Source organism: Cyanobium sp. NIVA-CYA 375 (genome assembly GCF_056108345.1).
Map to the genome: position 1 here is coordinate 1 of NZ_JBSYHW010000047.1, position 22352 is coordinate 22352.

Annotated in this window: 34 protein-coding genes; 14 read left to right on the forward strand and 20 right to left on the reverse strand. The window is 62.6% G+C overall.

Translation table 11 applies throughout. The features are described from left to right. Window positions 1-450 precede the first annotated feature (450 nt). On the reverse strand, window positions 451-828 hold the full coding sequence (locus AC01FP_RS11680; protein WP_474480398.1) for a hypothetical protein: 378 nt from the start codon (window positions 826-828) through the stop codon (window positions 451-453). 73 nt (window positions 829-901) lie between these two features. On the opposite strand from AC01FP_RS11680, the gene AC01FP_RS11685 reads away from it, so the two are divergent. Both AC01FP_RS11685 and AC01FP_RS11690 read left to right on the forward strand, forming a co-directional pair. Further along, window positions 902-1159, forward strand: coding sequence for a hypothetical protein (locus AC01FP_RS11685; protein WP_474480399.1), 258 nt, complete (start codon window positions 902-904; stop codon window positions 1157-1159). Next, on the forward strand, window positions 1156-2133 hold the full coding sequence (locus AC01FP_RS11690; protein WP_474480401.1) for an AcrVA2 family anti-CRISPR protein: 978 nt from the start codon (window positions 1156-1158) through the stop codon (window positions 2131-2133). The genes AC01FP_RS11685 and AC01FP_RS11690 overlap by 4 nt, the downstream gene beginning before the upstream one ends. 73 nt (window positions 2134-2206) lie before the next feature. Here AC01FP_RS11690 and AC01FP_RS11695 read toward each other — a convergent pair whose 3' ends face one another. After that, a complete protein-coding gene (locus AC01FP_RS11695) occupies window positions 2207-2419 on the reverse strand; it encodes a hypothetical protein (RefSeq protein ID WP_474480403.1) in 213 nt (70 codons plus the stop codon). On the opposite strand from AC01FP_RS11695, the gene AC01FP_RS11700 reads away from it, so the two are divergent. After that, on the forward strand, window positions 2418-2597 hold the full coding sequence (locus AC01FP_RS11700; protein WP_474480404.1) for a hypothetical protein: 180 nt from the start codon (window positions 2418-2420) through the stop codon (window positions 2595-2597). The two genes, AC01FP_RS11695 and AC01FP_RS11700, sit on opposite strands and share 2 nt — an antisense overlap. A 63-nt stretch (window positions 2598-2660) precedes the next feature. Here the strand turns inward: AC01FP_RS11700 and AC01FP_RS11705 are convergent, their stop codons facing one another. Next, window positions 2661-3581 carry a hypothetical protein gene (locus AC01FP_RS11705; RefSeq protein ID WP_474480406.1) on the reverse strand — a complete coding sequence of 307 codons (921 nt, stop codon included), beginning with the start codon at window positions 3579-3581 and terminating at the stop codon, window positions 2661-2663. Between the two features lie 171 nt (window positions 3582-3752). Here AC01FP_RS11705 and AC01FP_RS11710 point away from each other — a divergent pair, with 171 nt between their 5' ends. Further along, complete coding sequence (locus AC01FP_RS11710) at window positions 3753-5891, forward strand: AAA family ATPase (RefSeq protein WP_474480408.1); 2139 nt, start codon at window positions 3753-3755, stop codon at window positions 5889-5891. A gap of 23 nt (window positions 5892-5914) precedes the next feature. On the opposite strand, the gene AC01FP_RS11715 is transcribed toward AC01FP_RS11710, so the two are convergent. The 3 genes from AC01FP_RS11715 to AC01FP_RS11725 are packed head-to-tail and all read right to left on the reverse strand — an operon-like array spanning window position 5915 to window position 7397. After that, window positions 5915-6424 carry a hypothetical protein gene (locus tag AC01FP_RS11715; RefSeq protein ID WP_474480409.1) on the reverse strand — a complete coding sequence of 170 codons (510 nt, stop codon included), beginning with the start codon at window positions 6422-6424 and terminating at the stop codon, window positions 5915-5917. Next, the gene (locus AC01FP_RS11720) at window positions 6421-7170 is read right to left on the reverse strand and encodes a hypothetical protein (protein WP_474480411.1); all 750 of its coding nucleotides are present in this window, start codon (window positions 7168-7170) and stop codon (window positions 6421-6423) included. The genes AC01FP_RS11715 and AC01FP_RS11720 overlap by 4 nt, the downstream gene beginning before the upstream one ends. Before the next feature lie 11 nt (window positions 7171-7181). Then, window positions 7182-7397, reverse strand: a complete 216-nt coding sequence (locus AC01FP_RS11725; protein WP_474480412.1) for a hypothetical protein — start codon at window positions 7395-7397, stop codon at window positions 7182-7184. Window positions 7398-7742: 345 nt separating this feature from the next. Here AC01FP_RS11725 and AC01FP_RS11730 point away from each other — a divergent pair, with 345 nt between their 5' ends. The 9 genes from AC01FP_RS11730 (at window position 7743) to AC01FP_RS11770 (ending at window position 12554) form a co-directional block, all read left to right on the forward strand. Then, window positions 7743-8447, forward strand: coding sequence for a hypothetical protein (locus tag AC01FP_RS11730; RefSeq protein ID WP_474480413.1), 705 nt, complete (start codon window positions 7743-7745; stop codon window positions 8445-8447). Beyond that, the gene (locus AC01FP_RS11735; protein WP_474480414.1) at window positions 8440-8943 is read left to right on the forward strand and encodes a hypothetical protein; all 504 of its coding nucleotides are present in this window, start codon (window positions 8440-8442) and stop codon (window positions 8941-8943) included. The genes AC01FP_RS11730 and AC01FP_RS11735 overlap by 8 nt, the downstream gene beginning before the upstream one ends. 25 nt (window positions 8944-8968) lie before the next feature. Then, window positions 8969-9166 carry a hypothetical protein gene (locus AC01FP_RS11740; RefSeq protein ID WP_474480416.1) on the forward strand — a complete coding sequence of 66 codons (198 nt, stop codon included), beginning with the start codon at window positions 8969-8971 and terminating at the stop codon, window positions 9164-9166. 154 nt (window positions 9167-9320) lie between these two features. Then, a complete protein-coding gene (locus AC01FP_RS11745; RefSeq protein ID WP_190549024.1) occupies window positions 9321-9515 on the forward strand; it encodes a hypothetical protein in 195 nt (64 codons plus the stop codon). 16 nt (window positions 9516-9531) lie between these two features. Continuing rightward, entirely contained in the window at window positions 9532-10074 is a 543-nt protein-coding gene (locus AC01FP_RS11750; RefSeq protein ID WP_474480418.1) for a hypothetical protein, read from the forward strand. A gap of 647 nt (window positions 10075-10721) precedes the next feature. Beyond that, entirely contained in the window at window positions 10722-11276 is a 555-nt protein-coding gene (locus tag AC01FP_RS11755) for a DUF4236 domain-containing protein (protein ID WP_474480420.1), read from the forward strand. 120 nt (window positions 11277-11396) lie between these two features. Further along, window positions 11397-11654 (forward strand): hypothetical protein, encoded by a 258-nt coding sequence (locus AC01FP_RS11760; protein ID WP_474480421.1) that lies wholly within the window; start codon window positions 11397-11399, stop codon window positions 11652-11654. Window positions 11655-11700: 46 nt separating this feature from the next. After that, a complete protein-coding gene (locus AC01FP_RS11765; RefSeq protein ID WP_474480422.1) occupies window positions 11701-11997 on the forward strand; it encodes an MTH1187 family thiamine-binding protein in 297 nt (98 codons plus the stop codon). Next, window positions 11997-12554 carry a DUF924 family protein gene (locus AC01FP_RS11770; RefSeq protein WP_474480423.1) on the forward strand — a complete coding sequence of 186 codons (558 nt, stop codon included), beginning with the start codon at window positions 11997-11999 and terminating at the stop codon, window positions 12552-12554. Before AC01FP_RS11765 ends, AC01FP_RS11770 begins: the two co-directional genes overlap by 1 nt. Here AC01FP_RS11770 and AC01FP_RS11775 read toward each other — a convergent pair. The 6 genes from AC01FP_RS11775 to AC01FP_RS11800 all read right to left on the reverse strand — a co-directional run bounded on the left by AC01FP_RS11775 (window position 12543) and on the right by AC01FP_RS11800 (window position 16162). Further along, window positions 12543-13286, reverse strand: coding sequence for a cupin domain-containing protein (locus AC01FP_RS11775; RefSeq protein ID WP_474480424.1), 744 nt, complete (start codon window positions 13284-13286; stop codon window positions 12543-12545). The two genes, AC01FP_RS11770 and AC01FP_RS11775, sit on opposite strands and share 12 nt — an antisense overlap. Further along, the gene (locus tag AC01FP_RS11780) at window positions 13241-13525 is read right to left on the reverse strand and encodes a DUF1651 domain-containing protein (protein ID WP_255020264.1); all 285 of its coding nucleotides are present in this window, start codon (window positions 13523-13525) and stop codon (window positions 13241-13243) included. The genes AC01FP_RS11775 and AC01FP_RS11780 overlap by 46 nt, the downstream gene beginning before the upstream one ends. A 7-nt stretch (window positions 13526-13532) precedes the next feature. Then, entirely contained in the window at window positions 13533-13811 is a 279-nt protein-coding gene (locus AC01FP_RS11785; protein ID WP_323247029.1) for a galactose oxidase, read from the reverse strand. A gap of 58 nt (window positions 13812-13869) precedes the next feature. Then, window positions 13870-14880, reverse strand: a complete 1011-nt coding sequence (locus tag AC01FP_RS11790; protein WP_474480426.1) for an RAD52 family DNA repair protein — start codon at window positions 14878-14880, stop codon at window positions 13870-13872. Between the two features lie 85 nt (window positions 14881-14965). After that, complete coding sequence (locus AC01FP_RS11795) at window positions 14966-15613, reverse strand: siphovirus Gp157 family protein (protein ID WP_474480428.1); 648 nt, start codon at window positions 15611-15613, stop codon at window positions 14966-14968. A gap of 24 nt (window positions 15614-15637) precedes the next feature. Next, a complete protein-coding gene (locus tag AC01FP_RS11800; RefSeq protein WP_323207921.1) occupies window positions 15638-16162 on the reverse strand; it encodes an SLOG family protein in 525 nt (174 codons plus the stop codon). A gap of 245 nt (window positions 16163-16407) precedes the next feature. On the opposite strand from AC01FP_RS11800, the gene AC01FP_RS11805 reads away from it, so the two are divergent. Continuing rightward, the gene (locus tag AC01FP_RS11805; protein WP_180667674.1) at window positions 16408-16545 is read left to right on the forward strand and encodes a hypothetical protein; all 138 of its coding nucleotides are present in this window, start codon (window positions 16408-16410) and stop codon (window positions 16543-16545) included. A 52-nt stretch (window positions 16546-16597) separates the two neighbouring features. Here AC01FP_RS11805 and AC01FP_RS11810 read toward each other — a convergent pair whose 3' ends face one another. The 8 genes from AC01FP_RS11810 to AC01FP_RS11845 form a co-directional block, all read right to left on the reverse strand. Further along, a complete protein-coding gene (locus tag AC01FP_RS11810; protein WP_474480429.1) occupies window positions 16598-16984 on the reverse strand; it encodes a hypothetical protein in 387 nt (128 codons plus the stop codon). 892 nt (window positions 16985-17876) lie between these two features. Further along, window positions 17877-18635, reverse strand: coding sequence for a hypothetical protein (locus tag AC01FP_RS11815; protein WP_474480430.1), 759 nt, complete (start codon window positions 18633-18635; stop codon window positions 17877-17879). A gap of 280 nt (window positions 18636-18915) precedes the next feature. Then, complete coding sequence (locus AC01FP_RS11820; protein ID WP_474480431.1) at window positions 18916-19377, reverse strand: hypothetical protein; 462 nt, start codon at window positions 19375-19377, stop codon at window positions 18916-18918. Window positions 19378-19960: 583 nt separating this feature from the next. Next, on the reverse strand, window positions 19961-20614 hold the full coding sequence (locus AC01FP_RS11825) for a class I SAM-dependent methyltransferase (protein ID WP_474480432.1): 654 nt from the start codon (window positions 20612-20614) through the stop codon (window positions 19961-19963). A 138-nt stretch (window positions 20615-20752) separates the two neighbouring features. Continuing rightward, window positions 20753-20962 carry a hypothetical protein gene (locus AC01FP_RS11830; protein ID WP_474480433.1) on the reverse strand — a complete coding sequence of 70 codons (210 nt, stop codon included), beginning with the start codon at window positions 20960-20962 and terminating at the stop codon, window positions 20753-20755. Window positions 20963-21071: 109 nt separating this feature from the next. Next, window positions 21072-21239: a hypothetical protein gene (locus AC01FP_RS11835; protein ID WP_474480434.1), complete on the reverse strand. Its 168-nt coding sequence runs from the start codon at window positions 21237-21239 to the stop codon at window positions 21072-21074. Window positions 21240-21269: 30 nt separating this feature from the next. Then, complete coding sequence (locus tag AC01FP_RS11840) at window positions 21270-21455, reverse strand: ribbon-helix-helix domain-containing protein (protein ID WP_474480435.1); 186 nt, start codon at window positions 21453-21455, stop codon at window positions 21270-21272. Window positions 21456-21505: 50 nt separating this feature from the next. Further along, entirely contained in the window at window positions 21506-21841 is a 336-nt protein-coding gene (locus AC01FP_RS11845) for a gamma-glutamylcyclotransferase family protein (RefSeq protein WP_474480437.1), read from the reverse strand. Window positions 21842-22352: the final 511 nt, after the last annotated feature.

Genomic DNA, 22352 nt, shown 5'->3' on the forward strand with positions numbered 1-22352 from the left:
TCATCACCGTCAGCCTGGAGACAATGAAGATCGTGAAGGCCTTGCCGCCTCTGGGTGAGTTGTCGTGAACTTAAGGATGCCTCGCCTACCTGCTGGGCGGCTCCATGAGGCCCTCTTTTAGCCAACTCTCGTCAAATGGATACATTTTGTCGATAGTTGGAAAAGGCGCCCCCGGTTTGCAAGGGGTTTGGGGCTGTTGACTAGGGCAAACTCTCGACAAAACGACGGATGACCGAAAACACCTCTCCTGCAGGGAATTCGAGCGGCTCTTGGAGGCGATTAAGGGGAGCCGGAACAAGACCCGTGACCGCTGTCTAGGAGTTTGTCGCCCATAGAGCTTCGGCACCGGTCACTCGGAACGCCCGCTGATGCCAACGCCCTAGTGGGCTTATCAGCCCTCTCAGCCCCCTCGGTATCCATAGCCGTGGCCTGGTCCCTGTTCTGGATGCCTCAGCCGAATCCCTTGGCTGGCCCGCGGTTGCCCGGCGGCAGCAGCGGGATCTCGATCACCGCCCCCTGCTCCACCGGGTAGCCCTCCATCTGCAGGTGGATGTCGCTGCAGACCAGGGTCAGTGGCGGCTCCAGCTCCAGCGCCTCCATGAACACCAGCACCACGTCCTGCCCTGGTCCGGCGGCATCGGGGTGGCGCTTGACGTCCTGCTGGAACCGCAGGGCCGTGTACTTCTTGAGGTCAGGCCGGGCCGAGAGCACGTTGGTGCGCAGGAAGCGGCCGTTGCCGTACTCGGTCTGGTTGACGAACGTGTCGTAGGGCTCGTCGCCATCGGGCCCGGGCAGATCGTCCTGGGTGGTGATCCGGATGTCCTTCACGGCAGGAGGGTCTGAGGCGTGCACCCAGCATCCGTGATCCGGTCAGGATGGGACACGCCCTCCAGCGAACACCGTGAGCGCACCCCTGCAGATCGGCGACACCGTTCGCTTCTCCCGGGCCTTCCTGCAGTCGATGGCCATGGTGAGTGGCCCTGAGGCCCCCACCAGCAGCGGACCCTTCGCACGGGGCACGGTGACCGCCATTGCGCCGATCATCCCCAACAGCCCGATGGTGGTGGCAACGGTGAGCTGGGCCGATGGCGTCACCACCCAGGTGAACGTGACCAACCTCGAGATCCAGCCGGGCAACCCGCCGCTCACGCCTCGATGAGCCGGCTGACGCCTGAATCGATACGGGCCAGCCAGGCGGAGCTGCCGCCGATCGGCACGGTGATCACGGAACTGCGCCGCCAGGACCCAACCATCCAGCAGGAGCAGCACCGTTACCGCTCGCCGCGGGGTTTTCAGCACTGGGCCAATCACCTGGCCTATGCCGCCCTGATCGAGGCCGGCGCCGAGGTGATGAACGAGCTGGCCGATCCAATCGGCTTCTGGGCTGCCACCACCTGCCGCTGGGCACGGATCGTCGAAGCCCCGCCCCGCTTCCTGACGCCGGAGCTGGCGGAGGCCTTCCGCCGCACACCCTCACCCCGCCTGGATGACGAGCTACCGCTGGTGCTGCCCTGCTTCCGGCTGATGCTTCCCGATGGCGCCCTGTTCACAGAAGACGGGGTGCCGATTCCAGTGGTGATCGTGGCCGACCTGCGGGCGATGTCCGACTGGCTGCCGGCTGAGGCCCAGCGAATCAGCGGCATCAGCTGCGTCGGCCTGGCCCTCGATGGCACCAGCTACCTCACCCGCCATTCCTTCCACCAGATCGGCGAGCGCCAGCCCACCGTGGAGGACCTGAGCCATCCGGCCTGGCAGTGGGATGAACAGGCAGTGCAGAGCACCAACCAGCGGATGGAGGGCCTGGCGATCAACGCCCTGCTGGTGCAGCTCTACCAGCCGGAACTGCTGACCACCGGCCCGGCGGCCAAGGTGCCCAGCGGCAAGGGTTTCTCCGCTGGCGCCGCGGACAACACCGGCCCCGTGAAACCCCAAGGCCCGGTCTGGATCGGCAAGGACTTCCGGCTCGATCGCACCTCCAGGGCCGCATCAGAAGGGGCCACGGCTGGCACCAACAGCAGCGCATCGCGCCGGCCCCACTGGCGCCGCGGCCATTGGCACACCGTGCTGCATGGCGAGAAACGTCGGAGCCGGCGGATGCAGTGGTTTCAACCGGTGTACGTGGGGCTGAGTTGAGCACATCGACCCGGACGCGACCCACCCCCCCCCGAAGGAGAAAACCCGGCGGAGATACCGCCGGGCAAGCACCTCAGAGCACCTGCACCCTGGCCTGGGGCCCGAGCACCCGCTGCTGATTGGAGGCCAGGATCAGCGCCTCTTCTCGGGGTACGAAGTGCGGCTCAGCCGAGATATGCCCCTCGCGATCGAGGAAGAGCACCCTGAGAAGCCGGCCAGCGGCATCGAGGAGATGCACCGAGATGATGCGGATCGGGCAGGTGCGGCTGAGAGGAGTGGCGGCCATGGCTGTGCTGGCGAACGACACCGCCGTCAAGCCCCGGCGCCGCCTGCGCTGCGCAAGGGGCGCGGAGCGCAGCGCAGCGACTCGCGTCAGCCCTTGCGCGGTGCGCAAGCCGGGGCAGGCCGGGTGGCGTGATCGCCAGCGCCATGGGCCAGCCGCAACCCATTTTTCGATGCCCTGAGTGTCAGCACACCAGAAGCACTTGGGGCCGCAAGTCTTGGATCTATGCACGGGGCGCATACTTTCAGCCCTCCAGCTGTTGCGGACCGCCGATCCGGCCCAGCTCCCGGGCGGTATGGCGCAGCACCGGGTGCTCCTGCCAGTCGGCCGGCAGCGCCAGCCACACCGGACTGTGGGGTCGGGAAGCCTTGGGACCCAGGTCCAGGGGCCAGCGCTGCAGGGAGGCCCAGGTGTCGGCCTCCCGATCGGCCACCACCAGAGCCAGGGGGCTGCCCTGGATCCGGCTGACCCAGTCGTCTGGGGTCTGCAGGCTGTTGCCGCCGCTGCGCAGGGGCAGCCCCAGCTCGCGCAGGAGCCGCCGCAGGCCGGGCGCCACACCCCGATCTGGCACCAGCACCTCCGCCACCCTTCCCCCTGGGGCCGGCCTGCCGGGGACAGCGCCCACCAGCACCGGCGCCTTGGGGCAGAACGCCAGGGCCAGGGGCAGCTGCCCGAGCGGCAGCAGCTCCAGCTCCTGGTGGTTCAGTCCTTCTGCTTCCTCCAGCTCCAGGCCTGAGATCAAGGCGCCATCGAGCACCCCCTGGCGCACCAGCTCCAGCCAGTTGGCAGCCGCCCGGAACCGCTGGGGGGTGGGCAGCAGCCAGGGACAACCCGCCAGCAGGGGGTGATGGAGAAGGTCGCTGCCAATCCGGGCGACACCGGCGGCGAGGCGATGGGCGCGGCAACCTAGCCGCAGCAGGCGCATTGCGGCCGAGGTGCCGTAACCGCAGCCCCAGAGCTGGCGGCGATCACGCACCAGCCCGAAGTCGTCGGCCAGGAGCCGGTAGCGGCGGCTGATGGTGGGCTGGCTGAGTTGCAGCAGCCGGCTGGTCTGCACGGTGGTGCCGCAGAGCTCCAGTAGATCGAGCAGGCGGATGTCGTGCAGCAGCTCCGGCAATCGGTAGTGATGGGCCTGGGCCAGCGACGGGGGGCGCGGGGAAGCCATGGGGCGGATGAGGCGCTGGGAGCAGCCTCAGCAGCACGGGCGGCTTTCTTCCTGTTCTTCCTGCGAAATAGCAGCTCTGCTCGTCAGATCCCCTGTTGTGGCAGAGATCAACATTTGCTCTTTCGCTTGTAGGGCCTTGCAGTGGCACGCTCCAGCGGCCACGCTGCGGCCATGACCAGCCCGCCTGTTGCGCCCTTGCCAGCGCCCCTGCGCTGCCACCTGCTGATCGGCCCGCCCGCCAGCGGCAAGACCACCCTGGCCGGGGTGCTGGCCCAGCTCACCGGTGCGGTGGTGCTCTCCACCGATGTGGTGCGCGGCGAGCTGTTCGGCGACGCGGCGGTCCAGGGCCCCTGGCGCGACATCGAAGCCCTGCTGCACCAGCGTCTGCGCGAGGCCGTGGCCGCCGGTACGCCGGTGATTCTTGATGCCACCCATGCCCGCCGTGCCTGGCGGCTGGCGATCACCCAGGCGCTGAGCCTCCCTGCTCCGGTGGAGTGGATCGGCTGGTGGCTCTACACCCCGCTGTCCACCTGTCTGCAGTGGAACCAGACCCGCAAGCGGCTGGTGCCCGAGCCGGTGATCCGCGAGATGGCCGCTGCCCTGGCTGATCCGGTCTTCGGGCCCAGCCGCGCCGAGGGGTTGGCGGCGGTGGTGGCGGTGGTGCCCACCCACGGCCGCGAGCTGGAGGCGCTGCTGCGCGATGAGCTGGCGCGTCTGGATCACCGCATCCGCTCGGCCCGCAACCGCGAGAAGCGCTTCCAGCTGCACGGGTATTCCCGGCTGCTGGATCTGGAGCGGCTGCTCCATCTGCTGCGGCTGCTCACCACCTTCCCCGAGCTCTCCGCGGCCGACCCCGCCACCCGCGCGGAGCTGGAGGCGATCGTCTCGCCCCTGCCCGAGGGCGACCTGGCGGATCAGGCGGCGGCCTACCTGCGGCGTTTACACGGCGATTGCTACGGCGATGCCACCGCGATCCGGGGGGATCTGGCCTGGTTGGAGGCCAATGGCTTCTGCAGCGCCGAGCCCTCCTTGGCACCGATCCAGCTGGCGCCGCCCCAGCCTGAGCCTCCCGCCACAGGACCCTGGCCTGGTGGGGTGAACGGTGGCTTCCCGCCCATGGGCGACGCGCCGGTGTTCGTGCGGGTGTTCACCCTGCTGCGCCACCTGCTGCAGCAGCCCTTTGATCAGGCAGGCGGTGTGCCCCTGCCGGAGCACCTGATCGAGCGCACCGAGGCCATCCCCGGCGCCTACCTGCCTTCCGAGGCCGCCACCCTGCGCAAAGACCTGGAAAAGCTGCTCACCCCCTATGGCTTCCGCCACCGCAACGACAACGTGCGCCACGGCTATGCCATCGGCACGGCGCTGCTCTCGGCCCACCGGCTGCGGGAGATCCATGGGGTGGTGAGCCAGGCCGCCGGCCGGCTGGCCGACCCCACCGCCCAGGACTTGCTGCGGGAGCTGGAGCAGCGCCTCGCCTGGGGAGGCATTGCCGTGGACGGCACCACCCCGCTGCGGGCGTTCGCCAACCGCTCGATCGTGAGCACCGCCCTCGTGCGGCCTGACTCCCTGGCCGCTGAGCGCCAAGCGGAGGCGCTGGAGACGGCGATCGTGGAACGGCGGCGGATCGAGCTGGAGCGCTACTTCTCGGTGGGCTCCTTTGCGGACAGCCCCAACGGCTCGTTTCGCGTGTGGCCGCTGCAGCTGCTCTTCCAAAACATCGGCTGGTATCTGGTCTTCGAAGAAGACGCGATCGGCACCGGCGTGGGCCTGATCCGCAGCGAACGGATCGACCGTCTGGCCCTGCGCCGCAGCGAACGGGGCAACCGGCGCAGCGACGAGGCCCACAGCCAGGCCCTGCGGCGCCTGGAGCTGCTGTTGCACCACAGCGGCGGCATCTATTTCGGCCATGACCTCAAGAGTCAGCTGCGAATGGCCAGCCCCAATGCCCGGATCCGGGCCCGACACCTGGTGACCTTGCGCTTCTGCTGCCAGGGCTGGTGCTTTGCCTTCATCCGCGAGGGGCTGCAGCGCTACCCGATCGAGCACATGCGCTTCTCGAAGCCATTGCCGGGCGAGCACTGGTGGCACCACCCCAACGCGCCGCATGTGCTGGAGCCCGGCAGCCCCAGGGACACCCACCCCTATCCGGTGGAACTCGATCTGCCCCCCTGGACCGTGGAGCGCGACATCGACCTGCGCAACTGGTTGTTTGGCTTCGGGGCCGGCATCCGCATCGACAGCCCTGAGGCTCTGAGGGACGAGCACCGTCAGAAGCTGGAGACGGCCCTGGCGGTGTATCAGCCCGGCTGAAGGGGCTTCAGCTGGCCGCGGGCTCAGTTGAGCGAGCGGGCCCGGCGCTGCTTGCGGGAGGCCTGCTCGATGGTCTTGAGCTCCTCGGCCTCCTGCTGCAGCTCACCGGCGACGGCCTCCAGGTCGTCTGCGGCGTCGCGCAGCTGCCTGCTCAGCTTGAGGCCCTGCTCAATCGAGGCGCTGTAGGCCGCTGCCGCCTGATCAATCTCGGCGAACAGCTCTTTGTATTCCTCCGGTGGGTTCCGGTCCCACTCGTCCATGGCGATCGCCGCCTGCTCCAGGACTCCCAGTGCGGAGCACCAGCTGGCCTTGAGGCGGAAATCGAGATGGCGCAGATCCACGTTGGCTCGCTTGAGCTCCTGGGTGCTGGAGACCTTTGCCAGGGTCAGGACCTGGCCCTTGAGGTCGGCCAGCGAGGGTTCTTTCTGCCGCGCAGGCCTGGCTTGAGCAGGCGCTTTGGCAGTTGCCTTGGCTTTGGCGGCTGGCTTGGCTCCTTTCGCTGCAGGGGAAGACTTGCGGGGCATCGTGCTCACTCAGCGAGGTCCAGCCCCAGCTGCTCACCGCCGCGCAGTTGCTCCAGCTCCCGCCGCAGAGCCTGGCTGGTCTGCCGTTCGATCCTGAGGGCTTCGCTCAGCTCATCGCGCTCCCGCCGGTAGCGGTTGGTGTGGGCGACGCGGCCACCGAGGCTCTGGTTGTTCTTGGCCAGTTGCTTGCGGCGCTCCACCTCCGCTTCGAAAGCGCGCTGCAGCGCATCAAGCTCTTTTCGCAACTGGCTTTCAGCCTTGGATTGCTGCTGCTCCGTTCGCAGAGCCTCGTTCTCTGCTTGTAGGGATTCGATCCGCGACTCCAGTCTCAGGATCTTGACATCCCTACCTTTGAGGATGTCTTTGAGCTTGCTGATTAGGGCATGCAACCCTCTCTCCTTCTGGCGGTGATCGAGAGCCTGTTCCTCACATTGGCGGGCGTAGTCACGCAACAGCCCTGTGCGGCGCTGCAGCACCTTGGCTGTGCACTCGTATTTGATGATCGCGATGACGCGGCAGCGCTCCAGTTCATCAAGCTCCTGAACAGGTTTCAGCCGCCGCAGTTCGTCGTAGTTGGTGCACTCATGCCGTAGCTCCTGGGTGGTGACATGCTCGCGCGCCCCTAGGCGCGTGAGGTTGGTCAGCCGCACCCGGTCGTGCCAGTAATCGAAGAGAGCTTTCTGGTCTGCACCGCCGAGCATCCCGAAACCCTCCTGACCAGCACCAGATCGCCAACCGATCCTAGGGAGCGTCATCGCTGCAGGCCTCAGCGCAGAGGAGCCGGGCCTGCGGTCCGGCGGCTCTCCAGCCGCAGGATCCGTTGGGCATGCAGGTCGGTCTCCGCAGACCACTGCACGGGCAGCTCTGGCTCCTGCATTGGCGGATCTGGCGCCCCAGACCGCGGAGAGGGTCGGTTCATGGTGGCAACGATGGGAAGCACCACCAGCAGCTCAGCCGCGAGGAGCAGGTCGATCTGGGGCATGGCGAGAAGGGATCAGGCGTCAGTGAGCACAGCCTCAGCCCCTCGACCCCGTTCTGGATCAATTCTCCTGCGAAAGAGCAGCGGCTGCAGGCCGCCCTGGCGGTGCACGTCTAAGGCTGAGCAGGCCCCCGGGCCCGGGGGCCGGGAGCGAGCCTGTGGCCTTGGGCGGACTGATTCCGCTTTGTTCGGACGATTCCGGCGAGATTATGAAGATTGCTGCGGATCTGCAGCTCCTGCTGCGCCCCTCTCGCCTCAGTCGCCACGCGGGGTGATGCCGGAACTATTCACCACACGAATAGATCCAGCCTCCTGTGAATCGCCGCACCTTGCAGCTGCATTCGGAAGATGGAAGCCGATGTGCTGCCTGGCATGGTCTTCCTGCCCCCAACCTCTGATTTCCCACCAGATCCGGAACCGCTGGAACGTGAGGTGCTCAATAGCACCTATCTGGAGCTGAGGAATTGCTACTCCAGCCTGATGCGCAGCCGGGCCCAGCATCGGCGCCTGGCCAACAAGGCCAAGGATGAAACTGCCCTCCTCAAGGAACGGATCACGGCCCTGGCCAGCCGTGACCTGCCCCAGCGCAAGGAGCTCTACGAGCTCCTGGAGATCGTGACGGCCATTGCCGGTGACATCGAAGATGCCGGTGATGATCTGGTGAATGGCTTCAGCCGCTACAAGAAAGGTCGCCATACCTTTCAAGGCGGCGGCTATCTCGGCGATCTGATGCGGGCAGTGATTCATTTCATCAATCGCTGGGGCCGCACCAAGGACCGCCTCGGCGATCTCAAACAGAAGCAGCAGCAGCTGATCGATAAATCGAAAGATCTGCTGGGCACGCCGCCACTGCCACCAGGCGGCAACGGCCACGGACCCGCAATCGCGACAACCCCGCCGCCCGGGGACGGTGTGCCGGGGCCCATCGACGCCAGCACGAACGGGAATCAGCCCCAGCAGCCGGCCGAGCCCACAGACGCTCAGCTGCAACCACCACAGCAGCCCCAGCCGCAGCCCCAGGATCAAACCAAAGGAGCCGATGACCATGGGTGAGATCGCTGACACCATGCGCTCCGCCCTGCGTGAGCTGGCCCAGGCCGATGCCCGGCTCTATCGCGGACTGGCGGAAGAGCTGGGTGATGGCGCCACCGCCGTCGAGGAACCCCGCGCCCTGATCCAGCCCGAGGGCGGCGTTCCCGCCACGGAAGCCCAGCTCCTTGCTCTGAAGAACGACGCCCTGCAGGAGCTCTGCGCGCAGCGGGGCATCAAGGTGCCCAATCGCCCCAGGAAAGATCTGATGGTGGGCCTGCTGCTGGCGGACCCCAACGGCCCGCCGCCTCTGTCCCTACTGCCCCCTCCCAAGACCAAAGCCTCTTCAGCTGGGAAGGGGATGGGAGCTACGGGCGGCAAGGCCGGCACCGCTGAGCTCCAGGCCCTGGAGCAGCGCCTCGTTCGTTTGGAACAACTGGTGCTGCTGATCGCTCAGCAGGTGGGCGTGGCCCCGGAAGCGATCGAGCGGTTGCTGCCGCCGGCTGCTCCGCGAACCTGAAGCTCCTCTGCGCTGGTCCCAGTTGATGACGGTGAACCGGGAGTCGCTGGCGAAGCTGGGCCGCTTCCTGCTGCGCGGCCTGCGCATCGGCGCCAGCACGGTGGCAGTGGTGGAGCTGCTGCGCAACGACTGGACCGGCGGCATCAGTGCCGGTGTGGCCTGGCTGGTTTTTCTGCAGGTGGAACGGCGGCTGCCGCCCCTCAGCTCCGAGCCTGAGGAGTGATCTGCAGGCAACGGGCCAGCGCCCGCGCAGTAATGATGAAGGTTGCGGAACTCACAGACCGCCGCCCTGGCATCCATCTATCGTCAGAAGTCAGCCAACGAGTCCACCACCCCCGCTCGCCTGGCAATGTCCAGCACTGGACCCTCTCCATCGCATGACGCTCTCCACCCCAAGCAGGCCTCCCTCCACCCCAGCCTCTGGGCCGCTGCGGCGTGAGCAGATCGATGCGCTCCTGGAGGAGTTGCGCGACCCTGCCCTGGCCCGTCAATTCCTGATGGATGCTGGCCTGATCGACGCTGATGGCCAGCTCACCCCTCCGTACCGCAGTCAGGATGCCCGGTCGGCCTAAGAACAGTCTGGGCCCCTTGGTGCTGTTTCATGGCTGCGACAAGGATGTTGCTGAATCCGTTCTGAGTGGAGAGGCAACACTTCAGCCCAGCGAAAATGATTATGACTGGCTCGGCAACGGAATCTATTTCTGGGTCGACAGCCCAGAGCGGGCTTTGTCTTGGGCCAATCTCCGCAGATCCTCCCCATCGGTGATCGGCGCTTTTGCCTACCCGGGCAAATGCCTCAATCTGACCGACTACGGAGTGATGAATGAATTGGCCCTTGCCTATGAGGCCACCCTCGGCATTTCCGCAGCAGCAGGCACACCACTGCCCGTGAATTCTGTTCGAGAAAACGGCATATTCATGAAGCGTCAGCTGGACTGTGCCGTGATCCAGATGGTGCACAAGATCCGTGAGAGCAAAAGCATGGAGGCGTACGACACCGTCTATGGAGTGTTTGAAGAAGGCGAGTTGGTTTATCCGGGCGCAGGCTTTCGTGACAGAACGCATGTGCAGATCGCCATCCGCAACCCGGAGATGATTCTTGGCTATTTTCGAGTTGATGGGATGACATAGGCCTGGTGATTGTCACTCCAATAGGAAGGCGCCCCGTGGGGGGGCGCCTTAGCACCGGTTGCGGCGGCCACCTCCTCACACCAAGGACTGCCGGTCGGGTGTCTGTGGTTCAAGCATGATCTGTCTGGGGCCTGGCAGGGAAGGAAGGGAGATCACGTCTGGGAGAAGAGATGCTCGGGGCTTGACCTTCTCGGCTGTGATCCCGGCTCGGGTTATGCAGCCCGGGGTTTCAACACGCGGGAAACAGAACTGGCGTATCGCTCTTTGCTGCTACGGGATGACGTTCGCGCTGCGTCACCGAGTTCACCGGTTGTGTGTCGCATCGTTGGCGCACCTCCGTTCTGTGCACCGGCTCGGGTGCTCCTTAGCCGGACTCTGGTGGAGGGTGAGGGTCGGGTTGGCTCCCGGGCCTCCCCTCAACTTCAAAGTACGCCCCTTTTCAGCTGGCGGTGGCCCGCTGGAGTGCCTGTTCCCGTACCTGCAGAAACCCAGTCAGTGCAATGCTTTTGCGGCGCTCCCCTACTCCTCGGGGATGCTGCGGCACCGGCGGTTCTATGCACTGGGCGCATGGATTTGCGGACTGCTGCATCCACGCGGCAACCTGAACCCTGTTTGGGCCATCCCTGCGAGCCAACCCGCTGATTGCCATGGGCTTCCGTCTCCGCCGCTCCGCCCGCCTGGGCCCGCTGAGGTTCAACTTCTCCAGCGGCGGACTGAGCTCGATCTCCGTCGGTGGCCGCGGGGCTTCGTTCAACATCCCGGTGAATCGCAGCGGTGGGCCCCGCACCACCGTGGGGCTGCCGGGCACCGGCCTGAGCTGGAGCGTGGAGCACTCCCCCGATCGCGCCGCTGCGATCCCAGCCGGCCCTGCGGCGGGCTTGCCCAATAGCCGCCGGCTGCGGCCGGGCCAGCTCGATGCCCTCAAGCAGTCGTTGTTGGGCGCGCTGCGGCAGGAGCTGTTCGCTCCAGGCTCCACCGGGGAGCAGCTGTGGGAGCACGGCCTGGTGAGCCGCCTGCTCGCCGATGGTTCCCTCGGTGCGCGCACCATGGGCCTATTGGCGCTGATCGAAACTCCGGAAGCGATGGAGGGCTACGTGCTGCGGTCCCAGGGCCAGGACGATGCCAAACGCCGGGCCCAACGCTGCATCACGGCCGTGCAGGAGGCCCTAAGGCTGGCTGCTGCGCGTGGATGGCACGCCTGACTCGGCCTTGGGAGGTGCCCGCAGGGCCGGTTCCCCGTATCCAGCCGCACCTGCCAGAACGGGCCAGCAGGCCAAGGATGGAGCCGGAAAGAAGGAGATACCCCCCGCATGCGAGAGGTCGTGTTCCGCGTTCTGGCTGAACGCCCCGGCCACCTGGAGGCCCAGGCCGTAGGCGCAGCCTTCTCCGCAGGAGTGACCCTGCCCATCCGCATCACCGCGCCCACACTTGAGGAGCTGCAGCACGAGGCCCGTGAGGCCCTGATCAACCAACTGGGGCAGGCCCACTGCACCTTCCGAGTGAGGGTGCGACGCGGCTCCAGTGCTGCCGTCAGCAGCATCCGGCCGGTGGGACGTCGCCCTGCCGCTCTGTGCCGCTGATCCTGGCAGCTGCTTCCACGATGGGGGCAATTCGCTGAGGCTGACCATGAAGGTGATCGTGGATCTGTGCGTGGTGCCGATCGGTGTCGGCGTGCACCTGGGCCTCTACATCGCCACCTGCGAGAAGGTGCTCACCGAGGCGGGCCTCAAGATCCAGCTGCACCCCAACGGCACGGCGATCGAGGGGGAGTGGCAGCCGGTGTTCCAGGCGATCGAGGCCTGCCACCAGGCAGTGCACGCCATGGGCTGCCCCCGCATTTACACCACCGTGAAGATCAACACCCGCACGGACAAGGAGCAGACCCTGGAGGACAAGGTGGCCAGCGTGCAGGCCCTGCTCTGATGAAAGGCCACGGGGAACAAGCGGCGGAGGTTTTGGCGTTCTGGTTCGTGCAGAGCCGGCCGCGCCAGTGGTTCGCCAAGGACCCGGCCTTTGATGCCCTGCTGCGGGAACGATTCCTAGTTCTGACGCGGCGGGCGATCGCCAGTGAGCTCGATGCCTGGAATGCAGAGCCGGCCGGGGCACTGGCGCTGGTGCTGCTGCTGGACCAGTTCCCACGCCAGATCTGGCGCGACACCGCCATGGCCTTCGCGGGTGATCCCCAGGCCCTGGTGCTGAGCCTGAAGGCTGTGGAGTTCGGCTGGCTGGAGGCCGAAGCCGAGCAGGCAAGGCGGCAGTTCTGGCTGATGCCGCTGATGCACTCGGAAGACTTGGCGGTGCAGGAGGCGGCGCTGCCGCTGTTCGAGCGGTTCAGCGAATCACGCACCGCCGACTTCGCCCGCCGCCATATGGATGTGATCGCCCGCTTTGGCCGCTTCCCTCACCGCAACGCGCTCCTGGGGCGGGTGTCGAGCGCGGAGGAGCTGGCCTTTCTGCAGACTCCGGGCTCACGCTTCTAAGCCGTCGGGGCCTTGGGTGGCGGGCAGATGGCCGGTCTTCACCCAGATGGTGCAGCCCATCTCACTCCAGGGCCGGTGCACGCTGCCGGGTGGATTGCGCAGCCAGCTGCCGGCCGGGTAGCTGCCGTGCTCGTCCTGGAAGACGCCATCGAGCACAAAGATCTCCTCGCCGCCGGGATGGCCGTGGGGCTGAAACACCGTGCCCGGTGCCCAGCGCACAAGGGCCACGTGCTCCGACCCGAAGGCATGCAACGGCAGCACCTCCAGTCCCTTCACCAGCCCGGGCACCCAGGTGCTGTTGGTGGTGTCGATCACCTGCCGTTGCTGATCGGCCTGGTGCATCTGGTGGAGCTTCACCAGGATCGTGCAGCCCGCCTCACTGAAGGGAGCATGGCTGGAGCCAACCGGATTGCGCAGGTAGGTGCCGGCTGGGTAGTCGCCCTGCTCATCGGAGAAGGTGCCCTCCAGCACCAGGATCTCCTCGCCGCCGCCATGGCTGTGGCGCTCAAAGCGACTGCCGGGGGCGTAGCGCACCAGTGAGGTGGCCCGGGCGACTTCCTCACCGTGGCGATCCAGCATCCGCCGCTCCACCCCTGCCATTGGCGATGGGGTCCAGTCCAGGGCGTTGCTGTCGAACAGGGCGCGCTGGCTGAGGTCGGCATGGAGTTCCATGGGCTCGATTCTGATCAGCCCGGCGACAGCGGCGCTGGCGGAAGCCACTGGGGCGCGCAAGGCTGCCAGCCCTGCTGGCGCTTCTGGGCCCAGAGCTTGATCGCCTGCTCGCGCGTCAGCTCCCTGCGCTTCTTGAGCAGTGGCGGCTCACCGCCGGCCATCACCTCCCCGAAGGTCACCTCCAGGCTCTGACTCCAACGGTCGTAACGCCTTGGCCTGAAGTGCAGCACCTGGCGGCCGTCGCTCAGCCAGCCTTCCTGGGGCGAGAGCGGCGGTCGCTTCCGGTCACCGACGTGCATGGGCCGCTCAGGCCACCTCCGGCGCCCAGCCCTTCTGGCGGACCTGGTCGTCGGTCCAACCCTGGCAGTGGCTGGTGAGGTGCTCGCCGTGGGCGATCAAGCCCTGGTGCAGCTGGCAGGTAAGGACTGGGATGCAGTTCACCCCAGCGTGGTGCCGGAACCAGTGGCAGGTCATGCAGACCCTGCGGCTGCGGGTCCTGAGCAGCACGGCCTCATCGAGATAGGGCCAGTCCTCGATCTCGTCGGTGCGGGAAGGCTGCAGACGGGAGAGCGGGACCGGCACCATGACAACTACGACAGGCGTACACCTGTACTAGCAGGGGATGCGCTTTGGCGCCAGGGGCTCAGTCGCTGCTCGCCTGGTGCTGCACGAGGAAGGTCTCAATCCAGTCGTGGTGGCACTTCTGGTTGATCCGATCGGCGATGGTGGCAGCGGCCTCGGGCACCTGGAAGCGCTTGCGGAAGGCCCGGGTGAGGCTCTCCAGCAGTGGCCGGGGCAGGGCCCGCAGGGTGCTGTGGAGGTGCTGGATCGTCTCGGCATCAAGGGCCACCTGGCCGAGGTCGGCCGAGGCTGAAGGCGTAGACGTCGGGGCCGTGGCCTGGGAGCGACCCTGAGCCGGGGAAGCAGCGGCGGCGGAGGGAGAACCAGCCTCCGGCCGACTCAGAGAAGACCGCTGCCCACCAGGCCGCTGGGGCCCATCACCCTGGCCCCCGGCGCTGCTGACCTGCCGCTGCGCCTTGTCGTAGAGGGCGAGGCCAAAAGGGTTTCCGAAGGTCATCAGCGCGCGCTTCATGGCGTCGGTCTCGGCTTCCTTGAGGGCGGACTCATGGGCCTGGCCCAGGTCCACGTCGATGCCGTGGCCGGCGCCGCTGCCCTCGCGAACCAGGGGTGTCAGGCCTCCTGCGGTGACGGTGACGCGCACACGGGCGGTGTAGGTGACGCCCCAGCCAGGCTTCTGGTCCCGGCTCGTGCCTCTGGCACCGATCAACCGTTCGGCCTGGGCGACGCAGCGGACGGCGATGGTCTGGCGCTGCCAGCCATCGAAGCCAAAGATGCGGTTCGCTTCCGCGATCACCTGCCAGCCTTCGAGGTAGTGGACCTTCGATCGGCCTTGCTCGCGCTGACGGACGTTGGCCCGATCGAGGGGGGCGGAGAGCGCCGCGAGCTGCTCGGGCGAGAAGCCGGAAGGCGGAGCCTGGGGGGCTTCCGGTGCCGAAGTTGGTGCTGGAGCCTCAACGGCGCGGTCAGTTGAGCGGATCAGCTCCAGGGCCGAGGGCGGCCTCTGGCTCGGTCGAGGAGGAGCGGGGCGGCTGGTGGTGCGGGTCCCGTTGGCGGAAGGAGCGGCGACGGTCATGGCGATGGAAGCGAAAGGGTGTGAGGAGGGGAGGGGGCCCCAGCTGCTCAGCCAGGACCCCAGTTGCATGGGGCCTGTGCCCCGCTCAACAGATGCGCCAGGAGCGGCGGGAGAGGAGCTGGGCGCCGGGGATGAGCTGGCCGGCTTTGAGGGCGTCCTTGATGGCGGCCTTGTCTGGCTTGCTGGTGGTGGAGAAGCTCAGCCACTGGGAATCGAGGGCGTCCTCGTCGTCGATCTCGACGGCTTGGGACTTGCGGGAGCTGAGCTCGTGATTCGGGAAGGAGAAGCGGGTGGCTGTGGGCTGCAGCTGGGTGAGGACAAAGACCAGCGACTCCTCCAGGGCGTCGGCCCGGGAGGCATCGGAGCGGGACAGCTCGGTGAGCCGCTTGGCCTGCTGCTGGCGGTAAGCGGCTTGGCCGCGGAGGTGCTCGATCACCCAGCAGGTGGCATCGGCCTTGGCGGCGAGGGCGGCCTTGTTGCCTTCCTCTGCAAGCAGGGCAGCCTCCAGCTCGGCGAGTGCCTGTGCGCGGGAATCGTCGTCATCGGCTTCCAGCTGCTCGGCGAGCTGGCCGATGGCGGTGGTGAGTTCCTGGGCCTCGATGCCCAGCTGCCAGAGGGAGCCGGAACGCTGCAGGTTGCATGACGGGCCGGTGGCCTGAGGAAGAGCCGGGGTGAGAGGAGCGGCGGGGGCGGTGAGAACAGCCATGGGGTGGTGAATGGGGATAAGGGACAAGAAGAACGGGGCAGCGGATGCGCCTCAGGCGGGGAGGGGCTCCGGCGAGAACGGCGGCGGCGGCACTTCCATCACCACCACCGGCACTGGCGAACGGGAGGAGCAGCGGCGGGCCTGCTGCACCAGCGAGGCCGTGCCTGCCCCACCGGGAAAGGCGATCACCAGCACCGAGGCGCTGAACGCCGGGCAGGTGTGGGCCTGGGCCTCCACCAGGGCCTGCTCCAGCAGGAGGCGATTGCGGATCGGACCGGCAGCGCGGCCATGGCGGCGCCAATCAGCGGCGAGGGACTGGACCCGCCAGCCGAGCTGCTGGGCGGCACGGCCGATGGAGCGATCTGCGCCACGGGCCCCGCCATGCAGCAGCAAGTGAACAGGCCGGCCTCCAGAGCGCTGGAGCAGGGCAGAGGCGATGCGCTCCTGAGGCCAGACGAGATCACGGCCACCAGCGGCGACGATGACGACCGAGCGATGGGCCAACGCCGGCGGCGGCAGGAGGCCAAGGGAAGGCAATGCAGCGGCCTGGGCCACTGCAGCAGAGGACAAGCTCATGGGCTACAGAGCAAACGAACGGGGCAAGTTGTCCGAGGATTTCGTTGCCGCAGGCGATGGGCTCGTGGCCTTTGGCGCAGCTCTTATTCTACCAGTACAAACGCACTGGGCAGCGGGCAGAGCGGCTGCGGGGCAATGGATCTACGCAAAGCAAAGCCATGCGCTGATGGATCGGGAAGCTGATAAGCAGACCCGCCAGATTCAGACCTGGATGCCCAACCGGCCGCGCAGCCGCGCGAGGAAACTTGGGGCCTCGCCCCAACCCCTACCGGCTGGAAGCGGCTCCGCTACCGCAGCCGCGGGAGGACAGCCATGCCCGCCACCCCCACACCGGCCCCGGAGCGGAGGGCGGCGGCGGCTGGCCGATGCACGCCACGGCGTAGCCGTGGCACGCTGAAGGACGGCCGCTGCCGACCGGAGCCCTGCGGCGGTTGCTCAGCCCCAGGGAACGTCCAGGAACTCCACCAGCAGCACGCCCCGGTGGGTGCCATGGATCGTGACCAGTCCCGCCTTGGCAGCACGCTCCATGCCAGGAAGCTCCTTGCGGACCTGTTCGGCGGTAGCCAGCACCCGCACCCAGCCGCCGGTCATGAAGTCCTCGCTGCCTGTTTCAAAGACCTGCAGCCGGCGGTGCTGGTTGCTGTTGCGCTCGTAGTACAGGCCTCCACCGGTGGGGTCGGTTCCCTCTGCCCAGACCTGATCCACCATCAGCTTCCCGATCGCCAGTGGGTCCCGTGCCGCTGCGTCAATGGCCTCACCGTCAAGCACCAGCGGGTTGCCCGGGTCCTCACGGTTGTCAGAGATGATCAATCGGTCGCCCATGAAAGGGTTCTCCTCAGCCCCTTCCTGTCGCGTGATCACGCCGCATGGGTCAATCCAGCGATGGTGCTTGTCAGTCTGGCTGCGGATCAGCTCTCAGCCCCAACCAGCGCCGGCTCAGCCATCTCCCCTGAACCCTCTGATCCGGGTCTCAAGCAGGTCCCACGGCCCTCGAATTCCGTCCATCCATCACAGACCGTGAATGACGGTATAAAAGACGGTACAGATGGGGGCACCCATCGTCTCAAGCCGTCCCATAGCAGTCGATCCCGTCCGCTACACACGGACACCCTCTCCGTTTTATCAGGTTCTGAAGGGAACAGAGGAAATCTGAAAACTCAGGCTGCAATAGGTTTTCTCCCCATCTGAGCGTCCGTTCGCCGCTTCCGCCTCAGTGGTGGTCTGAAGCTACGTTTTGATCTTCATCTCAGCCCTGACGCTTGATGCCGTGCTCTTGTTTGAGCGGGCCGATCAGATCAACAGCGGCAGCGGGATCGGCCAACGGACGGGAGCAGTAGCGAGTTACGGACTTTCAGTCGTCTGCTGACCTAAGACCTTTTCTTCCAGATCCGCTCCAGTGACTTGCGGAACTCCCCACCGCTTTGTGGTCGTGCCAGGTCACGCCTGCAAAAGACGCTGCCGATCCACCAGGCCCAATTGGATGTAACCCCAGTTCAGGTGCTCTATTACGCCCGTTGATGATCCGTTAGAACCGATTGGTCTGCTGCTGCTGGCTAACCGCCCGCTGGTTGCCTTTCACAAATATTCAACAGTATTCGCCACCCTAGCACGAATACTATACCTTTCAATATCGTAGATTGATGAGTAGGTACTACCTCTGAAGAGATTAAAGTGTTGCACCTTCATGCCATAAGACAAGTTCGATAAGGTAATTTTAAAGCTTGGCGATTCCATAGAATCCCCAAGCATAGATAATAGCTATCAGCACGATCCGAATAATGTTTCGGGCTAAATTGAATTGGGCAGTCGAAGACTTAGCCTGTAGATTTTGATACGCCTTCAGCTTTTGGCCTTTAACATTTTGGAGTACCTTACCTCTTTGTGTGGCTGAATTGGGATTTGAAGTTGAAAGCCCAAGATCGTTTTTTGGTTGGGACTGGCTCCATGCCCTTGAAATTTCTTCTTGTGGTGCAACTTTGATGTTTTGCTCGATACCCTGAAAACGTAGTTCAATCTGCTTTGATAATTCTAGATTTTGATCGGTGATCGCGTTAAGGCTAGAAAAGGCTATAAAGATTTGCCCTATTGCTAGAAGAATTAGTAATATAAAGCCACGAAAGGCTAGTTGGCGAATACCTTTTATTGGAGCAACAGTACGGGCTAGCCGCCGAATCTTTTTATCTTTTTCAAATACATCAAACGGTTCTTCCTCTCCCTCAAAACCAGGACTACTCGACCCTGTTGCCAGCTCCTGCGGGCGTAGGCCATTGGCTGACTCCGCATCAAGGTGTGCGGCATAGCGCATGAGCAGCAGGCCAACCAACGGCAGGGAGGCCGCATCAACAATCAAAGTTGATAGCCCTAGCCCCCAGCCGGGAGCTTGCAAATTCAAAGGGAAGAGAACAGCAAGTACGGTGACTACAAAAACACCTAAAAGCGCACGGCCGCAATTACGGATAAGCTTTGCGGACATTGTTGATAGTTTGTAAATACTGGGTGGCGCCCCTCCGAGTGGTGTAACTCAGGAGGTCCTGTGACCCTCTCCGGAGGCTGAACAGGGGCAGTCAGGGGATGACTGCTTGAAAGTTGATTGCGCAACTCCGTTTATCCACTATGAACCCTGATCGCTTAATTGGCAACTCAGCGATCGACCGGATCGGTCAAGAGGTTCTAGCTGGGTCAGGTAAACCTCACTGAGGCCAATGCAGAACTGCTCAGGAGCCTCAAAATGATCGGCTAAGCCGCTGACCCAATTAAGCGTATCGAGTTACCTGCCAATCAGCATTGTCTTTGCTTTGCGTAAGGTGAATGATATTTTCAAAATCCTCCTCATCTCGCCACCTTAATTCAGCGTTAATGCCATGAATGGTAGGCGAGGTATTGTTATTAAGGCTTAAGTATGTTGCCGCAAATGCCAATATCTTTAATGCTTGGGATATCTGAGCGACCCATCGGTGATGTTTGTTTTCATATTTTATCTCTATGCCAAGATCCCTAATTGCAACGCCAAGCGCGGTCGGGTCATCAATTAACTCTTCTTTGCTTTGGCGATTATTGTCCCAAGTATTATTGTAAAAGTAAATACTCCCTTTAACTATAGATGCCTTTAATATGCTTTTGCTATCAATTCTGGCAAGAAGTTCCTTGTTCTCTTCAACCATCTCCTCGCTAAGGCGGAAATCGAACTGCTTTGAAACGTCTGGATGATCGTTCATCGCTGCCGGGAGTGGGTGGTTGCAGTGTGGCAGGGTGGCTGGGCTGGCTTGAGTGTGTCCGCATGAACACCTGCGGTAATCACTCCATGCCGTGAGTGTAAATGCCTAATAGTGTTGGGGAGTCGTGATGAGCGACGGGAAGCATGTCCCTGGCGGAGTCGAACACCCCAGGGATTTTTTTTGTGAACAAACCTTGCTGCTGCTCGCGCTTAATCCCAGTGACTGCCTCAAATATCCCCCTATGGCGGTGTTCGACCCGTCCATAGGTCGAGGAAGTGGGCGGAGGTTTCGTTCCCGTCGCTGACGCCCCACTCCTCTCCTTTCTCTTGAGCACTGGATAAAGGGCCTCGTCGCCGCTGGTCTGGCGGGCGTTCTGGCATTTTTAGAACTACAGCGATGCCAGTAGGTCATCAAGACCGCCCAGGTCTTCACCCGTTTCTTCGTCGTCTGCTTCGGGGGTACTGAAGGTCGCTGAGTCGGTCACTCGGTCTGGTCACTTGCGCCCATTCTCGCTTGCTGGACTGGGTTTTGCCCGTTATGCCGATCCCGCATGGCTCTGTGTGAATGCCTGTAGGCATTGGCATTACTGATGCAAGTAAGTTCGCTTGGTCCAATCACAATCTTTACCAAGGATTAGATTACGGCCTTTCCATTCAAATGCTTTTGTCAACTTAAGGTTAAATGGATGTTGGGTCGGGTCAAGGGTCCTGTAGTCGCCTGTTTTAATTTCTTTGTTGACTACGGGCGAGAATGGATGCCGCAACCTTAGAAGAATTTCCCCGAAGGCGGAAACGCAAGGGATGTCATTAGTAATTAATGCATATTTGAAGTTTGGAAGAATCGATAAAACATCTTGCACGTCCTTCGTGCTTAAATGCATCAGTACATCTTTACATACTAACAAGTCGGCGGAAGGAAGTTCATTGTAATCTTTTGGAAGATTAGCAAAAGAAACTCCTGGACGAGAGAATGACACCTGGTTGCTTTTGATTACACTTTTGGACGCATCGATACCAATATATGTTGCGCTGCCAAAGTCTAGAAATTGGGAAAACTGCCAGTCGCCGCAACCAAGGTCAACGATTGATTTAATATTACTTTGACGAATAAAGTCTTCGAGGAATATCTTGTAGGGTTGAGTTGCTTCAGGAGAACTGCCGCCGCCAGAACCCTTGCCCCAATATGAATTCTCATAAATCTTATCAAAAATATCTGGATCGCCAAATTCAAAACTCATAAAAAGTCGAAAAAATCTGAATTTTAACTTTAGCACTAAAGATTATTTTACAGTTGCAAGTCATAAAATATTGCCGAGTTTTATGGCAAAAGTTTATGTGGTTGTCTTCAACCAGTTCTGGCCTGAGGCCCTTCCATGTCATTGGTTTGCCCCCATGCGGAAGATTTCTATACTATCCCCCTCAGGTTCTAGCCATTCTGCAAACTCTTGAGCGATGGCAAGGATGTCTCCCTCATCCAGTAACCCGCCAACAATTCTTGTAATACTCCAATCAACGATTTGAGAAACAATCTCTTCCGTTGTGGGTGGGCTTTGCTTCCAGCGCTTGCTTGAGCAGGGTTGGTCCATCGTTTAAGCAGCAATTTCGGTGGGATTTGGTGCCCTACGAAGGATTCTGGTCACTTGCACGGGCTCTAGCGGACCTGCTTTAGAGGTCTTGACATGACCCCCTTTGCTGCTACTTCTTCCAGATCCGCTCCAGCGATTTGCGAAACTCCCCACCGCTTTGTGGTTTTGCCAGGTTACGCCGCCAAAAGACGCTGCTGATCCACCACAGCTGAAGAGCGCCAAAGACCAGGGCGACCAAACCCAATTGGATGTATCCCCAGTTCAGGTACTCGATCATTACGGTCCTTGCAGGGGGCATACGGGCATGCTAACGGCGTTTTCTAGCGGGGTAATCCTCAACTTGCGAAAGTGACTTCTCCAAAAGAAACGCGACGAGGTTACTCAGTGATCGCCCCTCTCGCCCAGATTGCCCTTCTAGGTGCTTTGCGATTAAGTGGGGTTTGGCATCACTTGCGGAAGTCGCTGTTGATCTACCAGATTTGAAGAGTGCCATAGCTTGGACCAGACTAGACTAGATAAATGCAATCCTAGCCGAGATGCTCATTAAGGCGCCTCTACATATACCCAGGCGTTTTTTCCGGATGCAAGGGTGGTTTGTATCCGCTGATAGTTATCTACTTCATATTGATCTGATTGTTGAAGTTCGTTTTCAGTTATCTCAAAAACTGTACCGGGAATACGGTTTTTCAATGAACCTGTAAATTTTGCTATCGGGTGATATTCCTTACCGCTAGAGGCGACAACCGATTTGGAATCTATCTTGACCTCAGCGATGATGAATCCCACTAGTTCGTCTGGGGTACCAGCCAGCACTCTGCCAAATGTGCTGAGTTGCACTTGATTTTGCTGGAGTGTGCCGTAGGCGAAGAGAAGAGGCACCGAATCTAAATTTTTAGCTTCTCACAATGGTTTGAATGGAACTGTTCGGATTGAACCTTATTTCTTTGTTGTCGCTTGGGTTGCTTGAGAGTAGTTGTGTGTGGTGGTTGGCGCAATCCTATCCGCTATGGATCTAGTGCTTTGGCAAGGATGTCTGTTGCAACCTCTGAGAAAGAGCGGCCTGTGTTCTTCGCTATTTCATTGATCTTTATTATGACCTCTTCCTTGAGCTCCAGCTCAATGCGCCTGGGGAAATTCTCGGGATCAAGGCGGAGGGAGCCGCCTTTGGCTCGGTTAGGAGTCATGTTTATCAATATTTTGTGTAGATGCTCATTGTTTGCAGATACTGGAAACAATGCAATTAAGCATTTGCTTGCAATTAAGCATTTGCTTGCTTCGTCCTTAGTAAACTACCAGTCAACGCCTGCATGCCACCATTGACTTGCTATTTTGTTGATCATCGGCTGGATGGTCAAAGCACTCCTGACTGAAAGGACTCGCCCTCAGGCCG

Excerpts from the sequence above, each read along its gene's own strand:
- AC01FP_RS11710 (WP_474480408.1), top strand. The coding sequence starts at position 3,753 with ATGACCAGCCCGCCTGTTGCGCCCTTGCCAGCGCCCCTGCGCTGCCAC.
- AC01FP_RS11770 (WP_474480423.1), top strand. The coding sequence starts at position 11,997 with ATGAAAGGCCACGGGGAACAAGCGGCGGAGGTTTTGGCGTTCTGGTTC.
- AC01FP_RS11780 (WP_255020264.1), bottom strand. The coding sequence starts at position 13,525 with ATGCACGTCGGTGACCGGAAGCGACCGCCGCTCTCGCCCCAGGAAGGC.
- AC01FP_RS11800 (WP_323207921.1), bottom strand. The coding sequence starts at position 16,162 with ATGAGCTTGTCCTCTGCTGCAGTGGCCCAGGCCGCTGCATTGCCTTCC.
- AC01FP_RS11835 (WP_474480434.1), bottom strand. The coding sequence starts at position 21,239 with ATGATCGAGTACCTGAACTGGGGATACATCCAATTGGGTTTGGTCGCC.
- AC01FP_RS11700 (WP_474480404.1), top strand. The coding sequence starts at position 2,418 with ATGGCTGTGCTGGCGAACGACACCGCCGTCAAGCCCCGGCGCCGCCTG.
- AC01FP_RS11735 (WP_474480414.1), top strand. The coding sequence starts at position 8,440 with ATGGGTGAGATCGCTGACACCATGCGCTCCGCCCTGCGTGAGCTGGCC.
- AC01FP_RS11690 (WP_474480401.1), top strand. The coding sequence starts at position 1,156 with ATGAGCCGGCTGACGCCTGAATCGATACGGGCCAGCCAGGCGGAGCTG.
- AC01FP_RS11825 (WP_474480432.1), bottom strand. The coding sequence starts at position 20,614 with ATGAGTTTTGAATTTGGCGATCCAGATATTTTTGATAAGATTTATGAG.
- AC01FP_RS11820 (WP_474480431.1), bottom strand. The coding sequence starts at position 19,377 with ATGAACGATCATCCAGACGTTTCAAAGCAGTTCGATTTCCGCCTTAGC.
- AC01FP_RS11815 (WP_474480430.1), bottom strand. The coding sequence starts at position 18,635 with ATGTCCGCAAAGCTTATCCGTAATTGCGGCCGTGCGCTTTTAGGTGTT.
- AC01FP_RS11745 (WP_190549024.1), top strand. The coding sequence starts at position 9,321 with ATGACGCTCTCCACCCCAAGCAGGCCTCCCTCCACCCCAGCCTCTGGG.
- AC01FP_RS11720 (WP_474480411.1), bottom strand. The coding sequence starts at position 7,170 with ATGACGCTCCCTAGGATCGGTTGGCGATCTGGTGCTGGTCAGGAGGGT.
- AC01FP_RS11765 (WP_474480422.1), top strand. The coding sequence starts at position 11,701 with ATGAAGGTGATCGTGGATCTGTGCGTGGTGCCGATCGGTGTCGGCGTG.
- AC01FP_RS11695 (WP_474480403.1), bottom strand. The coding sequence starts at position 2,419 with ATGGCCGCCACTCCTCTCAGCCGCACCTGCCCGATCCGCATCATCTCG.
- AC01FP_RS11740 (WP_474480416.1), top strand. The coding sequence starts at position 8,969 with ATGACGGTGAACCGGGAGTCGCTGGCGAAGCTGGGCCGCTTCCTGCTG.
- AC01FP_RS11755 (WP_474480420.1), top strand. The coding sequence starts at position 10,722 with ATGGGCTTCCGTCTCCGCCGCTCCGCCCGCCTGGGCCCGCTGAGGTTC.
- AC01FP_RS11840 (WP_474480435.1), bottom strand. The coding sequence starts at position 21,455 with ATGGCACTCTTCAAATCTGGTAGATCAACAGCGACTTCCGCAAGTGAT.
- AC01FP_RS11810 (WP_474480429.1), bottom strand. The coding sequence starts at position 16,984 with ATGGGCGACCGATTGATCATCTCTGACAACCGTGAGGACCCGGGCAAC.
- AC01FP_RS11725 (WP_474480412.1), bottom strand. The coding sequence starts at position 7,397 with ATGCCCCAGATCGACCTGCTCCTCGCGGCTGAGCTGCTGGTGGTGCTT.
- AC01FP_RS11830 (WP_474480433.1), bottom strand. The coding sequence starts at position 20,962 with ATGGACCAACCCTGCTCAAGCAAGCGCTGGAAGCAAAGCCCACCCACA.
- AC01FP_RS11705 (WP_474480406.1), bottom strand. The coding sequence starts at position 3,581 with ATGGCTTCCCCGCGCCCCCCGTCGCTGGCCCAGGCCCATCACTACCGA.
- AC01FP_RS11730 (WP_474480413.1), top strand. The coding sequence starts at position 7,743 with ATGGAAGCCGATGTGCTGCCTGGCATGGTCTTCCTGCCCCCAACCTCT.
- AC01FP_RS11785 (WP_323247029.1), bottom strand. The coding sequence starts at position 13,811 with ATGGTGCCGGTCCCGCTCTCCCGTCTGCAGCCTTCCCGCACCGACGAG.
- AC01FP_RS11790 (WP_474480426.1), bottom strand. The coding sequence starts at position 14,880 with ATGACCGTCGCCGCTCCTTCCGCCAACGGGACCCGCACCACCAGCCGC.